We start from the raw sequence: 16914 nt of genomic DNA, 5'->3' as shown, positions 1-16914 counted from the left end.
CGATTAATCTCAGAAAACTGATGGTAACCTGTCGGATATAGAAAAAAAGCAGGCTAGAACAATCAAAATTGATTGGATTAGCTTGCTTTTTATTTTAGTGACTGTGGACTTTTGTCCCAGCCTATTTTTAGTATTCAGATGATTGATACTCATCCCATAATTCTTGATAATAATCTGCATTATCTAAAACAATCTTTGAAATTTTCTTCAAATGCCTATTAGGTATATCGCCATCTCTTAATGTACCGTCTAAAAATACAGAACCTGCTTCTTCTCCAGTAATATAAATATGGACGTGTGCTAACTGTTTTTTATGATTGTGTTCATTAGTCCTAATTTCTATTCTGTATTTATCGTAATATTCATTAGGCATGTGCGATACCCTCTACATAGTCAGACCAAGTTTCAAGATAATTATTTTGATTTTTTTCTAATTGCTTTTTGGCAAACTTAATATCGTAAATTGACATTTCATTATCAAACAAAATATTTAACGTTTTTAAATCAAATATACCAATTAATTCTTCATCATCGTAAAGTCTCATTTGGGGTTTATCAGGATTATTTTTTATATCATCTTTATCCATACTCAACCGATATTCTCCAAAAACACCAACAATTTTACGCATATTGTTTACCTCCTCAGTTCTTTCTTTATTTCATTATATCATATTTTTTAAAGCATATATTTTTATCTGCTCTAAACTAATGCCACTCTTTCCTTTTCAAAATTTTGTTTTACTTCTAAAAGTCTTGGTAATCTTGATTTTTTCATGCTATCTATTGAGATAATGGATACAGGAAGCTGTAAACTAATCTCAATATTTTTCTTAAATTCATCAAACACAACATAAAACTCTAACGTATTTTTATCAGTTGCGTAAACCAAATCAATATCTGATTTCTCGTCAGCTTCGCCACGAGCATACGAACCAAAAAGATAAACTTCTTTCAAACCATATTTTTTTGCAATCGGTTTAACCTTTGCTTTGATTTCTTCAATCGTTAAAATTGACATTAGCTTATCCTCCTGATTCTTTTCTTTACCTAATTATACCATATTTTACACCTCTTGATTCAATTTTATCTGCTCTAAACCACTTGTAAGGGCTAAGGGAAAACTTACAAACCTATATCTTATAAGCAGTTTACAACAGACAAAATGTCTATTGTAATTTTCACAGGAAACAAACACATTCATATCGTATGATGCTCATTGACGATTATTTTCTTTATTACTAAAGAAACAAACACTGATTAAAAAATCAGCTCATTGATAATCGTTTTCGCTGTTTGATAGAAACAAGCACATTCATGTAAGTATGATGCTCAACCTTGCGGTTTTCTATCTGAAAATAAAAAAATATATCAGCTATTGTGATATAATATTTCTTGTAGTTTTATCCTACATACTCCATATTTGCGTGTTCTTTAGTCATATTGCATCTCTTATAAAGAAAGAGAGACAATATGGAAAGAACAATTTTAAAAATCGTTATATTAGTTGTACTACTGTTTATTTTGCTTTATTGTAATACTACAATAGTCTACTAAAATAATGTTGCACCTAGACCCTTGGACTGGGTGTTTTTTCGTTCTCTTTTGGCACTTTTAAAGCGCACTAAAGAGAGGTTGCCTTTCGGTCTCATGTCTTTTATTTTCAAGACATTACACCTTCGTATCTAACATCGGTTGTACTTACTCTATAAATAGAATAAGGTAGAATTGTTTTCACAAACCTACTGACATTTTACCTTGAATTGGAGACCTTTTAGTCAGTCTCCCAGCGCCATGCGTTCCTTTGGTAGCTAGATACCTTGCATAGACTGAGACTTACTTTGTGGCTCTCTTATATCCATGATATAAGGTCTTCGCTCACTAAGTCTATACAAGTTGTTTACAGGTCACTACTCCCTGTTTGGGCTTTTACAGTTCCACTGCCATCTCTCACTTTGACAACTTCATGTTATTTCGCTATAATAGTAGTATCTTACATTACTAATTACCGAAAATTGATGAAGTTTCTTGTGATTCTGATTTGATTTTCAATGAACAAAGTTTTTCAATCTGTTTTGTTTCTTCAAGTCTTATTTTTGTGTTCAATCATGAACTTTGAACTTTGGAAACTAGATTGTAATTCTTGATTCAATCGCTTGTTATTTCTACTAATCTAATCCTCAAACTAGATTTTGTAAAAGTAGCAGGCTTTTGTTTCAAGAAGTTTTGTAGTCCCTTAACTACATTTTTAATTATAAATCTTTATTCGTAGTTTGTCAACTACTTTTTCAAAAAAAATCAAAAATATTTTTCGGAGGAAAAACAAATGTTTGCAAATCGCTTAAAAACACTACGTTCGGAAGCTAATCTTACACAACAGCAATTATCAGAAAAGCTCGGTGTCACACGTGGCAGTTATGCCCAATGGGAATCAAAAAGAACTAAACCAAATGGAGAGAGTTTACAAAAACTTGCAGACTTTTTCAACGTTTCTACTGATTATTTATTAGGTAATACTGATGAAAAAAACTCAACAAAATTTGAAGATGACTTAGAAAAATCACTTGATTCTTTTCATGCTTTTAGCGGGAAAAAAATGACTGATAATGACCGTGAAGCTATCCGAGATTGGCTTACTGAACATTTTAAAGATAAATAATTGATGTTAAATAAAGTATTAACCAAAATCAAAGAACTAGGTATTACAATTGATTATATTCAGATGGATGATAACAGACATCATCACAATAACCGCCATATTATAGCAATTATACCTATGGTGTGTGCCGTCTTTTCGTTTGTCGGAATTTTACTAATTGCTTTTAAATAATTTTCATAGTCATATTTAGCCATTTTTGGATTTCTCCTTTTCTTCTTTTTCAAACAAAAAAACGACTAGATTTCTCTAATCGCTCGTTTTCTATATTTCATCTTCTCTAAACAACACACAAATCAGATTTTTCTTCTTACGTTGATAATTTACAAGTTATTCAGCCACTCACTCATAAGGACTGAGCCAAAGTAATGAGCTTTGACTTTCTTATGCGTATCTAAGGCGAGGACGAGCATAATAGCTCTCAACTTTCACATGACATTCAGTATTTTTATCTCTATTCATTAGAAATTCTACAAGTACTGTCTTATGCTACTCGTACAGGTTGCTTCGGTTATAGCCTGATTTCTCAGGTTTCACGACACAGGTCTTACTTGAATGTTGGCAGTGTTTGATTGGTTTGATTCCTCTTGCCAATTACTGCTGTCTTCTATACCACACCGTGGCTGTCTATTATCGACCCCCAAAGTTCCTTGCTTTACTTTCAATTATCATTGCTACACACTTAACTTGCCTAGCTTTTACTAGGTGCTTTCTATCTCACGATAGACTTTTCTGACCTTATCAGCAATATCTCACTGATAAAACCATCAAGGTTTATACCATGTGTAGTCAGCACGAAGTCACTCGTGTTTACACTGACTTAATTTATGGGCTGTTTAGAAAAGATGAAACGAGATTCTACCTTTTTTTATAATAATTTTGCCAATCGGTTCGTTCGTATGAAATTTGCAAAATACGAACTGATTCACTATACTCAACATACAAATGAATATAACGATTATGAACCCATTTTCTTACAACATCATCATACGGAGTTCCAATTTTAGGATTCTCTGAAATAGTATCAAACGACCTCTCTAAATTGTGTCTAAATTCTTCAACCGTACTCGGAACGCTGTAATGATTTCGAATATATTCTTCAATATTTTCAATATCTTCTTGCGCTTCTGGTGTTAAAAATATTTCTTTCAATCATCCCCAACCCTTCTCTTTTTTATAATCAGAAAAGCTAAGCGATTTTTCATCTTTCTTTTCCACTTGTCTATAAGCATCATCAAATGCCTTTTTATAAACATGTGCTTTTTCACGATAATCATTTAATTCATCAATAAGAGATTCTAGAAATTCTAACTCAACAACTGCATATTTTCCATAACCATTTTTGGTCAGTATAACAGGCGAGTTTCTTGAAACCTTATTGATAACTTTTGTATAGTTGGATAATTCTGAAATAGGTACAATTGATTGATTCATAGTATTCCCCTCGCTCTCTATATAAATTTATTGTATAATTTATCGTTGAATTTGTCAATAGTCAGCAACCAACAGGAGTTACACCTGTTTTACGACACTCTCGGTCACATAAAAATGGACTTGATTGAACAAGTCCAACGAGAAACAAAAGACACAAACAGTCAGTTTGATTAGTCTTTCGGACAAGTAAGAATCGCGAGTTCCTACTTTAGCAAAAAATCTGTATCTGATAAAAAAGCAATAAACCTTTCAAAATCATTTTCAGTTAATCGCCCCAAAACATGAATTTTGAAATTTTCATCATTTAACTGATATGTTTTAAAAGTGTCAATCCAAGATTGTCGATTAAGTCCTGCTTCAATATAATCAATTATCTCAAAATATTTACTTTTTATATAATCTGATTTTGTATCATATTTCGTTGTAATTCTTAAAAATTTAATAGCCTTTCCATTGACGCTCAAAATAAAAACTGGTCGCCATTTATAGTCTTCCGAATTTTCAAATGGAACTTTTGCAATGAGAATATCAAACTCTTCCATTTAAAGCTCCCAACCATCAAGTAATTTTGCTTTTTCCGTATCAGTCATATCAGAAATATTTTCTACTGGAATCTTACTAATTAAAGTAGATAACTTATTTTTACTTTCCATAGAATACTCAGTCCTTTCTGATATAACCTCTGGAATAAAAGGCATTTTCTTTTCATCAACAACACGTTTAAAAAACATTGTAATAGCAACTGTCGGGTTTAAGCCCATTTCTGAAAAATATTGCTCAGCTTTTTGTTGTAAATCTTCATCAATTCTGTAAGTTTTTTGTATAGTTGTCATAATAAGCAATCCTCCACAACTATATTATACATCATAAATCGCTTTTATGCACTCTTTTAATCTTAAATGAGTTTATTCGAAATAAAAAAACATTTATCTGATCTAAACCACTTATAAAGGAAAAATAGGTATTGGAGACCTTAACAGCTTTATAAGCAGTTTACAACAGACAAATCCTGTCCATTGCATTTTTATTTGATAATAGCTCAATCCGCAAACCAAGCTATTCTATATTTCAAAAAGCTATCAATCCACAAACCGATAGCTTTTCTTATTCATTTACTTCGTAAATATACGACACAAGAGGAAAAGTAAGAATTGTGGCTCATATCATCGCCTACTGCACTCTTGTGAAGTTTCGAGGGGAAGCCTTATCATATTTTGTGATTTAGCCTGTAATTGAATACACACCGCCTTTTAGTCAGCAATGGGTCGCCTCACATCATATGCCTTATTCCACCTCTTCGCCTAGCAATATCACTATTACTAAACTTAAGTATTGCGCTGTCACTGTGCAGACCGCCGTACCTACTTGATTATACTGGGTTTTCCCAAGTCTCTTTTTCACACCCTATTGCACTAAATGGCAACATTTGATATAATAGAGTTACCACACGTCTATTATATCATTGTATGAATCAGATATTTTGTATTTGATTTTCAATGAACAAAGTTTTTTCAATCTGTTTTGTTTCTTCAAGTCTTATTTTTATGTTCAATTATGAACTTTTGACTTTTGGAAACTAGATTGTAATTCTTGGAACATCAGCCTATTATTTCTACTAATCTAATCCTCAAACTAGATTTTGTAAAAGTAGCAGGCTTTTGTTTCAAGAACCATTATAAGCAACTGCCTATGTTTATATAATAAGCTATTGACTATATTTTGTCAAGCGTTTTTTTGAAAAAAATTTAAATTTATTTTTCGGAGGAAAATCTAATGTTACCTGAAAGACTGAAATCATCACGTTTAGAAGCCAAATTGACCCAAAAAGAAATCACAGAAAAACTTGAAATTTCACAACCTAGCTATGCTCAGTGGGAAAAAGGAATCAGAACACCAAACCTCGAACGTTTGCAAGAATTAGCAAAAATCCTTAATGTCTCTACTGATTATTTATTAGGTAATACTGATGAAAAAAACTCAACAAAATTTGAAGATGACTTAGAAAAGTCTCTTGATTCTTTTCATGCTTTTAGTGGGAAAAAAATGACTGATAATGACCGTGAAGCTATCCGAGATTGGCTTACTGAACATTTTAAAGATAAATAATTGATGTTAAATAAAGTATTAACCAAAATCAAAGAACTTGGTATTACGATTGATTATATCCACATGGACGATAACGGACATCATGGTTTCTTTAACGATACCCCTGTAATTCTTATTAATGAAAATTTGAATAAGTTGAATACAGCACTTGCTCTACTTCATGAAACAGCGCATTTCCTTAATGAAGATTGCGAGAAATACATTCCAAATCATTTTGTGAATGATGATATAGAGTTTAAAGCAAATCACTACATGATTTACGAAATAATGAACTTACTAGACCAAGAGTATGACTTTCAACCTGACACTAATTACCAAGCAATCATTGATATGTTAGATTTACCCTATCATCTTGATGGCGTTATCATTGACGCATTCGTTTCTATACTTCAAGACAAATTCGAGATTGAAGAAAGTGATGTGCAGAATGATTATTGGCGGTACGGCTAATTGCCTTTCTAAAACTCTAATTGTTCTCAAGTTCAACTCTAAAATCTTTAAGCTCAATTTTTCCACAACCACGCCATACATAATATGCCTTCGTTCCTTTATAAGCATAGTCTTTAACCCATTCACTTAATACACAAGAAGTATCAAATATTTTGGGATTTTTTTGATAAAACTTCACACAATCATCTTCAACATGCCCCATCTCAATCAATTTTTCAAAAAGCTCTTTCGTAGAATCTGCTTTAATAATCAAAAAATCCTTAAGTCTCCAAATAATTCTCGTTGGTTTATGTTCAGGATGAACTGAAGCAAAATCATCTAAATGTTCTTTTTGTTTTTCAGTCAAGTCATCGTATTCACGCTTAAATTGATTCAACCAACCAATCGGATACGTAAATCTATCATCAAAATTAGCAAGATGAATGTGTTTAAAAGGGTTGTCAATTACTTCACAAGCGAAATACTTATCTATATCCTCATCAGTATAGCCATCAAATAATTCGTTCATTACCCTATCTTCTGAACAAGGAAGTAGATAGTAAAGTCCTTGTCTTGCTAATTTGTTACACACGAAAATTGTTAAATCCATTTCTTTTTCCTCCATAAAAAAACGATTGAAGTAAATCAATCGTTGTCAAAATAATTGTTTATTTCATAATTAAGACAAATACCATACCACAGTTGTCCTCTTATATCATTTTCTTCCCACCTCGCTGTACTAACTTGTAAATCACTCATCTTTTCACATAAAGCCTTTCAGCTTATATAGGCTAATTCATAAAACACCTCCCTCAAAATTTAAATATAAAGTAAAATCCGCCAATTTCTCAACTGGTGGATTTTATTTTTTATTCAACTAATGATTTTTTTGATTGCTTGGTTAGTTTTATGGTTAGTTTTGTAATTTTACACATTTAAAGAACTTCCCAACCCTTGATTTTAAAAGGGGATTGAAAATTCTCTTGTTATTACTTTATTATACGCTTATTTCGTCAAATCGATGCGTTTCGAGACTTGAGAAATAATTACCGCACCAATCAAAAGTGAGAGCAACTCTCCTAAGCTACTGGTCAACCACGTAAAGAAAAAGGGCACTTGGAACATGATGGCAAGCTCGGCAGCAATCGTGACCATTGAGAGAGAAAAGAAGATGGTAAAGTAGATAAATGCTTTGTTGGTAAGACCTTTGAGTACATCTTTGGTCATATATTTTTTGAAAAGATAGACGCCTAAGCTGACGAAAACGAGGGTGGATAACCCACCGACGATGACATCGACAATCCCAAAGACCATATAATTTGAAATCATACAGCCAATAGTGACAGCCCAGATGTATTTTTTATTGTAGAAGGCAAGAAAGTTAAATAACTCCGATAGCCTAAATTGTACGGCGCCAGAACCTAACGGTCCTAAAACAACCGTAATAATGACGTAGAGAGCGATGACAATGGCGATTTGCACCATGTCAATCACTTTAAAGTTTTTCATAAAAGTCTCCTTTATCGCATTTGCGAGTGTGATACGCTCTGTCAAAGTGAGAAAGTACAGAGGGCTTGAATTAATTAAGCACATAAGGCTTGTTTCAAGCAAGTACAAGTATAGCAGATTTACATTAAAAATGATATACTTTTAGTATGAAAACAACAATAAAAAAAATCACCAGCAATCAGATTTTTAAGTATCTAGTTGCTGGTGTTGCGACAACTCTCGTTTTTTTTATCTTTAAAATGCTGACCTTCTCTATCTTTCAAAATGGCGTGGTATCAGAAATTATCGCTCAAATTATTTCTATCATTTTTGCTTTTGTGAGTAACAAATTTTGGGTCTTTGAGCGAACAACAAATCCACTGCTACAAGAATTTATTAAGTTTGTTACTAGCCGTATCTTTGTAATGCTCTTATCCGTTGTGGCTAACTGGTATCTCATTGATACGCACCCTGGTATCATCATGGATACTTTCCATCTCACACTTGACCAAAGTGTCTTCTTACTCAGCCTCTTCCTACAAGTTTTGACTATTGTTTTAAACTACATCTTTTCTAAATTCCTAATCTTTACTAAAAAATCATGATGAAACCAAACAAACAACATACCTTACTACTTGTCATTGACCTTCAAAAGTTTCTCTTAAAATTACTCAAAAAAGCTGAGCCTTATCCGCCAGCCCAAATACTTGAAACAAACGAAAAATTGATTACGATGATGACAAGCAAAGGTATCCCTAGCGCCTTAGTGAGCGTTACCCAAAAATTCTTACCTCAAAAGTATCGTCAAAAATCAAGCCAACTTGCCCTCTCAAAAGACGTGATGGCACCCAGCCTTATAGAGACTTATACCAAATATCAACCAAGCGCTTATAGCATTCCTGAGCTGCGCCACTTTCTTGAACAACACCCAATTGATACAATTATTCTCACTGGTATTGTGACCAATAATGGCGTTTTAAAGACTGCAAAAGACTTCCTCTCTGCTGGATATCAGGTGATTGTGATTGAAGATGCCACAACCGCACGCACGCGAAAATTACACGACCGAAGTATTACAGAATTAAAAAAACTTGGCGCAGTTGTCCAAAGTAGTGATTTATCTGTTGAGGTGGGGGAACAGTATTACTAATAGTAAAAATATCTACATATTTAAACACCCTTAAAATAAAGAAACCACACGAAGTTCGTTTATAAAACGGTAATTTCGTGTAGGTTTCTTTATTTTTAAAATTAACAGATGGTTTTATCCCTATAAAATAAATACCCTTTCTCTTACAACTACTTTTTTCTTGCTCATTTATACTGCTCTTTTACTTCAACCAAAACACCTAAAGCTTTTGCTGTATCAAAATATTCATAGGCCTCATAACCCTTCTCATGTTTGAATAATGAATCAAAACTATGTTTTTTCATTGTCTCTTCGTCATTTTCAAGTGGTCCATCCGCTAGCAGACAGATAGAGCAAATGGACGTTCCATGTTCTTTTAACCATGTTGCCCATGGGTCATTATCGCCGAGTGGCTGAATGATTTCAAACCAAAAATTATCACTGAACACACTTTCTACTTTCATGGGTGTATCTGTAATGGTCTGACCTTTGTAAGTCATAAATGGTGTTCTTACTTCTCTGTGCTCGCCTTCTTGTTGCTCAGGTATTAGTCCTGATCCTAATAAATTTTTGTATGCGCTAACTGTTTTCTTCAAATCGTCTGTTACGACAATCACTTTAATTACATTTGTTGATGATAATGTCATGTTATTCTCCTGATATTATATGCTATTTTTTGATGTGTTAAACTTATTTATTTGTGAAACCACCATCAGCGATGATTTCTGCTCCTGTCACATAGGAAGACTCATCCGATGCCAAAAATAGGGCAACTGCGGCAATTTCACTCGGTTTACCTATATGACCTATCGGCAGTTGCGCCACGATAGTCTCTCTTAATGTGTCATTCCCATGTACAAAATCTGTGAAAGCTCTTGTCTCTGTCGGCCCTGGACTGATTGCATTTGCCCGTATGCCTTTTTCTGCCAACTCGCCCGTAAAAGAACGTGCCATTGACCTAATCGCTGCTTTTGCTGCATTATAAACAATCGAATTTTTACCCCCTTGAAATCCGGCAATGGAAGAAATTAAAACAATCGCAGATTTATCTGACATATACGGAAGTAATTTTTGAACAGTAAAAAATGCTGAAAAAACATTCAAATCCATGACCAAATGAAACGATTCAGGTGTGATTTCTGGAATTGGTATCTGCGGCCCATTGCCAACGATTGGTAAGATTGCCTTTAATTTCCGCCCTGTCTTTTGAACAGCTGCTGCTATTTTTGCCAAATCTGTCACATTAGTAGCATCTACTTTTATGATATCAAGAACTTGTGGCTTATTTTGGTAGACTTTTTGAGCAGTCTCCACATCATAATCTGCCACGATTAAATCAGCACCTTCGGCTATAAAGCGTTCTGCAATCGCTCTACCGATACCATTAGCTGCACCTGTTATAACACATAACTCCTTCTCTAAAGACTTACTCATAAAAGTCCTACCCTCACTCTCTCTTTCTTCATTCACTCTCCTTCATACTTAAAATCTAATTGATGTCTGATTCTATCCATCGTTTTCATCACAGATAAGGTATCTTGCCATGGCATAATGCTAGATTCGATTTCTCCTGCCGCAAGACATCTTTGGACTTCTGCTGCCTCAAAGTGCATCCCATAAAGTCCGTCACGGCCTGTATTCTGATTTTCGTGTGTTTTTGAAACGTACTTAAAAGTCGATCCATCATTATAATAAACTGTAAAATCAGATGGTCTATAAAACTGTCGATGAATTTCTATCCGACCTTTTGTCCCACAAATTGCTGCGGTTACAGGAGATGAAGCTAATGTGCCAAATAACAACATCGCCAAAGTACCTTTTCCATTGTCATGTTCCAATATAACCGCATCATTTGAGTCTACTCCTGTGGGCGAGGCAGAGCCCGCCGCAAGTATTCTCGTCGGATTACCGAGTAAAAACTGGGCAAATGATATCGGATAAACGCCTAAATCTAGCAAAGCACCTCCTGCAAGCTCAGGTGCATACAAGCGATGTTTGGGTTCAAATGGAAAACAAACACCATGATCAGCAATGACTTGAACAATTTCGCCTATTGCACCGCTGTCAACCAGTTCCTTAACCTTTCTAATATGGGGTAAAAATCTAGTCCAGTAGGCCTCCATCACAAACAAGTTTTTTGCTTCAGCTAAGTCAAAAATTTCTTTTGCCTGTGCATAATTTTGTGTGAATGCTTTTTCGACCAATATCGGTTTATTGTGTTGTAAACATTTCATCGCCCATTCATGGTGCTGGGCATGTGGCGTTGCGATGTAAATCACATCAATATCAGGGTCTGCCATCAGTGCCTCATAAGACCCATACGCTTTTTCAATACTTGGAAATAAGGCTTGAAATTCCTGTGCTTTATCGAGATTGCGAGAGGCAATTGCTGAAATATTGCCACCTGCTTTAATGACCTGTGCAGAAAAACAACTGGCAATCCATCCTGCGCCCACTACTCCCCATCTATAGGAATTAGTCATATTTTCTTCTAGTTCAACTGGATATGACCGCTCCAATATGAAGTCATTTTTTACTTCTTCCATCGTATTTTCCAACCTCCTTTTTCAACGAAGAAATTATTTAAACATCTTGTTCACCAAGTGACCAACTTTCATGACCGTTATTCTCAAGTACACAGACTAAGATATCATCACGTCTAATGCCAATAGCCATCAATCGTCGGGTTATTTCTTGATACATTATTTTCTTTTGAACAAAAGAAAACATATTTACCATGGTAATTCTAATGACTATCAAATCTTGCCTATCTCGATTGGCATAAGTTTTTGAAAAAATAATTTCCCCATCATCATGAGGTCTGAAAATATGGAAAATATCTGTTTCCTCAATCCCTAAACCTATAACTAATGATCTGTGAATAACATCAGATAGTTCTTTTCCTTTTTCTTTAAACAATGATCTGTTTAAATCAACTTGAATTAGTGGCGTAATTTTCTCCTTATTTAAACTTCAATTCTCTATTTCAAAGCACCTGCACTCATTCCTTTTTCAAAATTTTTCTGCATCAAAACATAGACAAGGATTTCCGGAAGTGCTGTTAATACTGCTGCAGCTAATATTTTCGTTTGGTCGTTGGTGAACTCACCTTGGAAAAATTGAGGTAAAAGTGTGACCGTTTGCATATCTGGACTTTGTAAAAATAGCAAGGGAAACAGATAAGCATTCCAAGAATTGATCAGTGTTAAAACAATGATTGATGAAGCGATTGGCTTCGTCAATGGTAGGATAATATACCAAAACGTTTTCAAAATACTCGCACCGTCAATTTTTGCCGCTTCCATCAATTCATTTGGAATGCCTTGGTCGAAATTCCTTGCCAAAAGTATGGTAAATGGCAACTGCAAAGCTGCAGTCGGCAAAATGACTGCCAAAAGTGTGTTAAATAGATTCATTTTTTGAAAAGTAACGAAAAGTGGGGATAGTAAGATAACTTCTGGTAAAGTCAATGCGACTAAAATCATCCAGAAAAAGATTTCTTTTCCAAAGATATGTAATTTCGCAAAACCAAAACCAGCGGTCATACTTAATAGATAGACAAGCGCAATCACACCAGCAGAAATCAATAATGAGTTTTTGAAATAAACTGGCACGACACCTGTGTTCCAAACAGCTTTATAATTTGCAAATCCCGTGCCACCAAGAGACCCCCTAACCATTTGAATCAAAGGAATAGCATAGGGGAATGTCAGTAATAGTAAAACAAGTTGCAAAATGATTTTATCTTTTAGCGTTCTAACTTCAAACATTTATTTTCCCTCCTTATTCACGCTGTTCATCAAAATCGCACCACCAATAGCGAGGACGAGAAGAATGACAGAGATTGCTGCGGCATAACCAAGATGCGCTTGCCTGATGCCTTGCCTATAAATGTAAGTACCCAGAAACTCTGTTGCATGATTTGGTCCTCCTGTTGTCACCAAGTAAGGAATATCAAATGTCTTCAATGCGCCAATAAGGCCTAACATGGCAAGTGAAATCGTTGTCCCACGGCAATTTGGAAAAACAATGCTTCTCAAAGTTCTGAAAACACTAGCACCTTCCAAATGTGCCGCCTCTAGCATTTCTTTATCAATTTGGCTCATGGCTGCATAATAAAGAATGAAACTCATCCCTGTAAATTGCCAGATTGTAATAATCATCAAAATCAAAATGGCTGAATTTGGTTTTGATAACCAATCAACAGTTATCCCAATATGCAAGGCGTTAAAGACATCTTGTAACAAACCTTGTGGCGAAAATAAGAGCCTAAAAACTGGGGCCATTGTCGCTGGTGCTAAAATTGTGGGGATAAAAATCAAGCATTTATGAAATGTTGCTAATTTTACTTTTGTATGCAAAACTGCCGCAAATAAAAAAGCCAAAGCATTTTGAATCACAAACGTGATAATAAAGAAAATCACGGTATTTTGAATGGCTTTCCAAAAAACCGGGTCGGTAAATGCATGTTTATAGTTATCTAAGCCAACACTTTCCTTTATCAGATCTAAACCATTCCAATCTAAAGCAGACAGATTGAACGTGTAAAATATTGAGTAATAAATAAGCCCGACAACAAAGACAAATGCTGGAAGAATCCAAGGCAACCCATTTATTTTTGTTGACTGTGACTTGTTATCTTTTTTCATACTATAATCATTCCTTCCAAATCTCAATCATAAAGGCTACTATGTCAAGCAGCCTTTATTCTATTGCTTTATTATTCGCTATCAGCTTGTACTTTTTCAAGTTGTGCAGCACCATCTTTAGGAGATAGTGTGCCACCTGCAACACCAGATAAAACATCCATCAAGGCTTGATTCATATCAGCATTAATACCTGCAAAACGAGGATTCTCATCACTATTCATCGCTTTTTCAACGTACGTCTTAATGGCACTATTTTGCCTGTCAGGATTAACTAAGGTCACCTTATCCCAATCTGGTTTAGCTGATTTCAATGATGGAACAACATTCAAAGAATCAGCAATCATTTGTTGACCATTATCAGAAGTCCCTAACCAAGTCGCAAATGTTGTTGCAGCTTTGATATTCTTAGAGTTTGCAGAGACAGCTGTCGCATAATCTAAATCACCAAACATAGAACCTGTATGCCCTGTTCCAGCTATATCAGGAAAATCAATCGGAATCATTGTAAAGGGTTCAGCAGTGGAAGATGCCGAGGTCATTGCTGCTTTCATTGTATCTGGTAACGTATTTGAGGTATACCAAGACCCCATCATAATCATTGCCGCTTTTTGCGACATAAACAAATTATTCGCATCTGGATATTGTTGAAGTCCTAACGCGCCTTTTTGCATAATACCATCGTCAAATAAACCTTTCCATAGCTCCAATGCCTTGACGATTGATGCGTCTATCCACTTCACTTCACCTCTTGCCGCTTTAGTGAATGTTCCTGGCTTAACATTATCAGAGATGGCATGAAAGGTGTCGATATTAAAGGCACCTTGTCCAGCTCCCTGAACAAAACCATTGATACCATTTTTTTCAAAAACTTGACAAACATTCTGCCATTCCTCATAAGTGGTTGGAACCTTTAAATTGTATTTGTCAAATAAATCTTGGTTAACCCATATATTGCCAGAATAGACAATTCCAACACCTAGCGCTTTTAATTTTCCTTTTACCATCATGGTTGAAATAGAAGCTTCGGTTAATTTTTCTTTATAATCCTCACCTAGTGCCTTTTTAACGCTATCAGTTAGGTCAATCGCTTGCCCACCGAAAACTTGAACACCTCCATTCCCAGAACCTGCGGAGACTTGGAAAGCATCGACCCCTGTACCATTGCCCAAAGCTGGTCTGACTGCAGCGTCATAGTCATCTATCGTTGTCTGTTTCCATGTTACTTTAATGTCTGGATACTCTTTGTTAAACTCAGCAATGTATTCTTCATTTGTAGGTGAGCCCGGTGTCCATCCCCACCAAACAACTTCACCTTTTGTTTCACTTGATGTGTCTTCAACTTTTTTACTTGCGCCACATCCTGTTAAGGTTGCTAAAGTTAATACAATCATCCCTACTGTAATAAATTTTGTATTTTTCAAACTTTCCTCCTTTTATAATTTAATTGTCTACCGCTTTTTTGATAGCGCTTCCAATTTTGCTAACCAATTATTTCATCTTCCTATCACCCTCAACAGGCTAAAGAAAATAAGATAATCGTAATCTTAAGCTTTCATAATTTTATTGATATCCGAAATACTTTTGATATAGTCCTCATCTGTCTCAAGGTGTTCTATGATAAAGGGCATATTTTTATCAAACGAAACCCCTGTTTCAATCAGATGTTTGATATCAACACCACCATTTCCTACGCGTGTTTCTCTGAAAAATAAGGTGTAATCATCTTCTAGTTTGACATCTTTCAAATGACAACTTTTGATATGCTTACCTAATTTTTCAAAGCATTCATTGATAAATGCTTCCTGAAAGAAATACCTTTGAGGCGTTGTGATCCAGTTGAAGATATCCAAGTGTACAGAAAATCTATCTCTATTTACATCCTCAAGTAACTGTAAGTAGTCATCTGGTCCCATCGGAAACATCCACGGCATGGATTCAACCGTAAAATAGGTCTGTTTAGGGTTCACTGCATCAATAATTTCTTGAATTGTCTTGACACCTAATGCCCATGTATCTTTTGTAAAGTTTTCTCAATAAGCACCATCCCAACGTACGCCTCTAGCTCCCATGATATTTACACAACACCTAGCACCAATCTTATCTGCTAACTCAAGTTGTCCAATCGCATACTTGATGGCTGCCTGACGTGTCTCGTTATCTAAAGCCATCGTATTTCGCCAAACTCCAACTTCTGCAATTATCAACTGATTCTTTTTAGCTTCTGTAGCATATGCCTCAATGCGTGCTGTATCTTCTTGATAAGAAAGCGGAAAATTAACGACACTAAGTCCTAATTTTCGATGCTTTTCTGCCCATTCTTTTGGACTACTATGCTTCAATGCGGAAAATACACCTAGTTTCATATCTAAATTATCCGTTATAACTTTCAAGAATTTCGACGACACATTTTAAATCTGGTGCATCAAAATAATTATATTCTCCACTACCATCGCCATAGACACCTCTTTGTACGAGTTTTAAACCTGCAGCTTCAGCATTTACTGTCGCTTCTTTAGAATCTTTCACTTGAAAGGCAATGTGGTGAATGCCCTCACCTTTTTCATTGAGATAATTTCGCCATGTTGAGGGTTCTTCATTCGGTTCAATCAACTCAAGTTGTAAACCAGGGCCAACATCAAAGAAAGCCATTGAACAATAAGCATTTGGTGCTGGTTGTCCTTCAAATTCTGTTCCTGTGATTGAAAAATCGCCAATTGGTTGTGTTTCAGGAACTGCAACACCCAAAAATTCTGCCCATTTTTTCTTAGTTACTTCAACATCTGCCACAATAAAACCTACTTGCGCTACCAAACTTGTTCCTACGATTCCTACCATTTTGTTTCTCCTCTAGGATCTTTACCCAATAAATTTTTTATAACTTTCAATCTTCAAAGCTCGTTTTTCAAATATCGTCTACATTCCCTCCCGGTTTCAAGGGTTCTGGTCGCTCACAAGTCGTTGTCATGTGATAAGTTTCTCCCGTTTCAGCCGCAGATAAAATCCCTTCAATGGCTTCCGTGATATGC

General features: G+C 35.1%; 23 protein-coding genes, 1 pseudogene and 1 riboswitch. Of the genes and pseudogenes, 5 read left to right on the top strand and 19 right to left on the bottom strand.

What is annotated here, in order from left to right:
• Positions 1 to 127 precede the first annotated feature (127 nt).
• The 3 genes from ACYQ21_RS11490 to ACYQ21_RS11480 all read right to left on the bottom strand — a co-directional run bounded on the left by ACYQ21_RS11490 (position 128) and on the right by ACYQ21_RS11480 (position 1018).
• Positions 128 to 373, bottom strand: coding sequence for a DUF4160 domain-containing protein (locus tag ACYQ21_RS11490; protein WP_460058564.1), 246 nt, complete (start codon positions 371 to 373; stop codon positions 128 to 130).
• Positions 366 to 629 (bottom strand): hypothetical protein, encoded by a 264-nt coding sequence (locus tag ACYQ21_RS11485; protein ID WP_460058563.1) that lies wholly within the window; start codon positions 627 to 629, stop codon positions 366 to 368. The genes ACYQ21_RS11490 and ACYQ21_RS11485 overlap by 8 nt, the downstream gene beginning before the upstream one ends.
• A gap of 71 nt (positions 630 to 700) precedes the next feature.
• Entirely contained in the window at positions 701 to 1018 is a 318-nt protein-coding gene (locus tag ACYQ21_RS11480; RefSeq protein WP_460058562.1) for a nucleotidyltransferase family protein, read from the bottom strand.
• A gap of 1305 nt (positions 1019 to 2323) precedes the next feature.
• Here ACYQ21_RS11480 and ACYQ21_RS11475 point away from each other — a divergent pair.
• Positions 2324 to 2656 carry a helix-turn-helix domain-containing protein gene (locus ACYQ21_RS11475; protein ID WP_460058561.1) on the top strand — a complete coding sequence of 111 codons (333 nt, stop codon included), beginning with the start codon at positions 2324 to 2326 and terminating at the stop codon, positions 2654 to 2656.
• 855 nt (positions 2657 to 3511) lie between these two features.
• Here ACYQ21_RS11475 and ACYQ21_RS11470 read toward each other — a convergent pair.
• From ACYQ21_RS11470 to ACYQ21_RS11455, 4 genes are all read right to left on the bottom strand, one after another.
• Entirely contained in the window at positions 3512 to 3805 is a 294-nt protein-coding gene (locus tag ACYQ21_RS11470; protein ID WP_460058560.1) for a type II toxin-antitoxin system RelE/ParE family toxin, read from the bottom strand.
• Positions 3806 to 4087 carry a type II toxin-antitoxin system prevent-host-death family antitoxin gene (locus ACYQ21_RS11465; RefSeq protein ID WP_460058559.1) on the bottom strand — a complete coding sequence of 94 codons (282 nt, stop codon included), beginning with the start codon at positions 4085 to 4087 and terminating at the stop codon, positions 3806 to 3808.
• A gap of 203 nt (positions 4088 to 4290) precedes the next feature.
• Positions 4291 to 4629, bottom strand: coding sequence for a hypothetical protein (locus ACYQ21_RS11460; RefSeq protein ID WP_460058558.1), 339 nt, complete (start codon positions 4627 to 4629; stop codon positions 4291 to 4293).
• Positions 4630 to 4920, bottom strand: coding sequence for a type II toxin-antitoxin system RelB/DinJ family antitoxin (locus ACYQ21_RS11455; RefSeq protein ID WP_460058557.1), 291 nt, complete (start codon positions 4918 to 4920; stop codon positions 4630 to 4632).
• Between the two features lie 940 nt (positions 4921 to 5860).
• Between ACYQ21_RS11455 and ACYQ21_RS11450 the strand changes: the two genes are divergently transcribed.
• Both ACYQ21_RS11450 and ACYQ21_RS11445 read left to right on the top strand, forming a co-directional pair.
• Positions 5861 to 6193 (top strand): helix-turn-helix domain-containing protein, encoded by a 333-nt coding sequence (locus ACYQ21_RS11450; protein WP_460058556.1) that lies wholly within the window; start codon positions 5861 to 5863, stop codon positions 6191 to 6193.
• A 3-nt stretch (positions 6194 to 6196) separates the two neighbouring features.
• Positions 6197 to 6643, top strand: coding sequence for an ImmA/IrrE family metallo-endopeptidase (locus ACYQ21_RS11445; RefSeq protein ID WP_460058555.1), 447 nt, complete (start codon positions 6197 to 6199; stop codon positions 6641 to 6643).
• 16 nt (positions 6644 to 6659) lie between these two features.
• On the opposite strand, the gene ACYQ21_RS11440 is transcribed toward ACYQ21_RS11445, so the two are convergent.
• Together ACYQ21_RS11440 and ACYQ21_RS11435 are read right to left on the bottom strand one after the other, a co-directional pair.
• Positions 6660 to 7232 carry a hypothetical protein gene (locus ACYQ21_RS11440; RefSeq protein WP_460058554.1) on the bottom strand — a complete coding sequence of 191 codons (573 nt, stop codon included), beginning with the start codon at positions 7230 to 7232 and terminating at the stop codon, positions 6660 to 6662.
• Between the two features lie 395 nt (positions 7233 to 7627).
• On the bottom strand, positions 7628 to 8131 hold the full coding sequence (locus ACYQ21_RS11435; protein ID WP_460058553.1) for a QueT transporter family protein: 504 nt from the start codon (positions 8129 to 8131) through the stop codon (positions 7628 to 7630).
• Positions 8129 to 8228: riboswitch (PreQ1 riboswitch) on the bottom strand. (Overlaps the previous gene by 3 nt.)
• Positions 8229 to 8277: 49 nt before the next feature.
• Between ACYQ21_RS11435 and ACYQ21_RS11430 the strand changes: the two genes are divergently transcribed.
• Both ACYQ21_RS11430 and ACYQ21_RS11425 read left to right on the top strand, forming a co-directional pair.
• Positions 8278 to 8715: a GtrA family protein gene (locus ACYQ21_RS11430; protein ID WP_460058552.1), complete on the top strand. Its 438-nt coding sequence runs from the start codon at positions 8278 to 8280 to the stop codon at positions 8713 to 8715.
• The gene (locus ACYQ21_RS11425) at positions 8712 to 9260 is read left to right on the top strand and encodes an isochorismatase family protein (RefSeq protein WP_460058551.1); all 549 of its coding nucleotides are present in this window, start codon (positions 8712 to 8714) and stop codon (positions 9258 to 9260) included. Before ACYQ21_RS11430 ends, ACYQ21_RS11425 begins: the two co-directional genes overlap by 4 nt.
• 164 nt (positions 9261 to 9424) lie before the next feature.
• Here the strand turns inward: ACYQ21_RS11425 and ACYQ21_RS11420 are convergent, their stop codons facing one another.
• From ACYQ21_RS11420 to ACYQ21_RS11375, 10 genes and pseudogenes are all read right to left on the bottom strand, one after another.
• Positions 9425 to 9886 carry a VOC family protein gene (locus ACYQ21_RS11420; RefSeq protein WP_460058550.1) on the bottom strand — a complete coding sequence of 154 codons (462 nt, stop codon included), beginning with the start codon at positions 9884 to 9886 and terminating at the stop codon, positions 9425 to 9427.
• 43 nt (positions 9887 to 9929) lie between these two features.
• Entirely contained in the window at positions 9930 to 10673 is a 744-nt protein-coding gene (locus tag ACYQ21_RS11415) for an SDR family oxidoreductase (protein ID WP_460058549.1), read from the bottom strand.
• A 32-nt stretch (positions 10674 to 10705) separates the two neighbouring features.
• Complete coding sequence (locus tag ACYQ21_RS11410) at positions 10706 to 11785, bottom strand: Gfo/Idh/MocA family protein (protein ID WP_460058548.1); 1080 nt, start codon at positions 11783 to 11785, stop codon at positions 10706 to 10708.
• 37 nt (positions 11786 to 11822) lie between these two features.
• Entirely contained in the window at positions 11823 to 12158 is a 336-nt protein-coding gene (locus ACYQ21_RS11405; protein ID WP_460058547.1) for a tautomerase family protein, read from the bottom strand.
• A 62-nt stretch (positions 12159 to 12220) separates the two neighbouring features.
• Positions 12221 to 13009, bottom strand: a complete 789-nt coding sequence (locus tag ACYQ21_RS11400; protein WP_460058546.1) for a carbohydrate ABC transporter permease — start codon at positions 13007 to 13009, stop codon at positions 12221 to 12223.
• Positions 13010 to 13888 (bottom strand): carbohydrate ABC transporter permease, encoded by an 879-nt coding sequence (locus tag ACYQ21_RS11395; RefSeq protein ID WP_460058545.1) that lies wholly within the window; start codon positions 13886 to 13888, stop codon positions 13010 to 13012.
• Between the two features lie 71 nt (positions 13889 to 13959).
• A complete protein-coding gene (locus ACYQ21_RS11390; protein WP_460058544.1) occupies positions 13960 to 15309 on the bottom strand; it encodes an ABC transporter substrate-binding protein in 1350 nt (449 codons plus the stop codon).
• Positions 15310 to 15432: 123 nt separating this feature from the next.
• Positions 15433 to 15891, bottom strand: a pseudogene (locus tag ACYQ21_RS11385) (sugar phosphate isomerase/epimerase family protein); the annotation flags it as partial.
• 27 nt (positions 15892 to 15918) lie between these two features.
• Entirely contained in the window at positions 15919 to 16251 is a 333-nt protein-coding gene (locus tag ACYQ21_RS11380; RefSeq protein WP_460058543.1) for a hypothetical protein, read from the bottom strand.
• A 7-nt stretch (positions 16252 to 16258) separates the two neighbouring features.
• Positions 16259 to 16723 (bottom strand): VOC family protein, encoded by a 465-nt coding sequence (locus ACYQ21_RS11375; RefSeq protein WP_460058542.1) that lies wholly within the window; start codon positions 16721 to 16723, stop codon positions 16259 to 16261.
• Positions 16724 to 16914 lie beyond the last annotated feature (191 nt).

The organism is Pseudolactococcus yaeyamensis, assembly GCF_054658615.1.
The sequence above is the reverse complement of the archived record's forward strand: the minus strand, read 5'-3'. Positions and strand labels throughout refer to the sequence as shown.

Excerpts from the sequence above, each read along its gene's own strand:
- ACYQ21_RS11455 (WP_460058557.1), bottom strand. The coding sequence starts at position 4,920 with ATGACAACTATACAAAAAACTTACAGAATTGATGAAGATTTACAACAA.
- ACYQ21_RS11460 (WP_460058558.1), bottom strand. The coding sequence starts at position 4,629 with ATGGAAGAGTTTGATATTCTCATTGCAAAAGTTCCATTTGAAAATTCG.
- ACYQ21_RS11395 (WP_460058545.1), bottom strand. The coding sequence starts at position 13,888 with ATGAAAAAAGATAACAAGTCACAGTCAACAAAAATAAATGGGTTGCCT.
- ACYQ21_RS11410 (WP_460058548.1), bottom strand. The coding sequence starts at position 11,785 with ATGGAAGAAGTAAAAAATGACTTCATATTGGAGCGGTCATATCCAGTT.
- ACYQ21_RS11440 (WP_460058554.1), bottom strand. The coding sequence starts at position 7,232 with ATGGATTTAACAATTTTCGTGTGTAACAAATTAGCAAGACAAGGACTT.
- ACYQ21_RS11430 (WP_460058552.1), top strand. The coding sequence starts at position 8,278 with ATGAAAACAACAATAAAAAAAATCACCAGCAATCAGATTTTTAAGTAT.
- ACYQ21_RS11480 (WP_460058562.1), bottom strand. The coding sequence starts at position 1,018 with ATGTCAATTTTAACGATTGAAGAAATCAAAGCAAAGGTTAAACCGATT.
- ACYQ21_RS11465 (WP_460058559.1), bottom strand. The coding sequence starts at position 4,087 with ATGAATCAATCAATTGTACCTATTTCAGAATTATCCAACTATACAAAA.
- ACYQ21_RS11490 (WP_460058564.1), bottom strand. The coding sequence starts at position 373 with ATGCCTAATGAATATTACGATAAATACAGAATAGAAATTAGGACTAAT.
- ACYQ21_RS11450 (WP_460058556.1), top strand. The coding sequence starts at position 5,861 with ATGTTACCTGAAAGACTGAAATCATCACGTTTAGAAGCCAAATTGACC.
- ACYQ21_RS11400 (WP_460058546.1), bottom strand. The coding sequence starts at position 13,009 with ATGTTTGAAGTTAGAACGCTAAAAGATAAAATCATTTTGCAACTTGTT.
- ACYQ21_RS11435 (WP_460058553.1), bottom strand. The coding sequence starts at position 8,131 with ATGAAAAACTTTAAAGTGATTGACATGGTGCAAATCGCCATTGTCATC.
- ACYQ21_RS11415 (WP_460058549.1), bottom strand. The coding sequence starts at position 10,673 with ATGAGTAAGTCTTTAGAGAAGGAGTTATGTGTTATAACAGGTGCAGCT.
- ACYQ21_RS11485 (WP_460058563.1), bottom strand. The coding sequence starts at position 629 with ATGCGTAAAATTGTTGGTGTTTTTGGAGAATATCGGTTGAGTATGGAT.
- ACYQ21_RS11420 (WP_460058550.1), bottom strand. The coding sequence starts at position 9,886 with ATGACATTATCATCAACAAATGTAATTAAAGTGATTGTCGTAACAGAC.
- ACYQ21_RS11380 (WP_460058543.1), bottom strand. The coding sequence starts at position 16,251 with ATGAAACTAGGTGTATTTTCCGCATTGAAGCATAGTAGTCCAAAAGAA.
- ACYQ21_RS11475 (WP_460058561.1), top strand. The coding sequence starts at position 2,324 with ATGTTTGCAAATCGCTTAAAAACACTACGTTCGGAAGCTAATCTTACA.
- ACYQ21_RS11445 (WP_460058555.1), top strand. The coding sequence starts at position 6,197 with ATGTTAAATAAAGTATTAACCAAAATCAAAGAACTTGGTATTACGATT.
- ACYQ21_RS11375 (WP_460058542.1), bottom strand. The coding sequence starts at position 16,723 with ATGGTAGGAATCGTAGGAACAAGTTTGGTAGCGCAAGTAGGTTTTATT.
- ACYQ21_RS11425 (WP_460058551.1), top strand. The coding sequence starts at position 8,712 with ATGATGAAACCAAACAAACAACATACCTTACTACTTGTCATTGACCTT.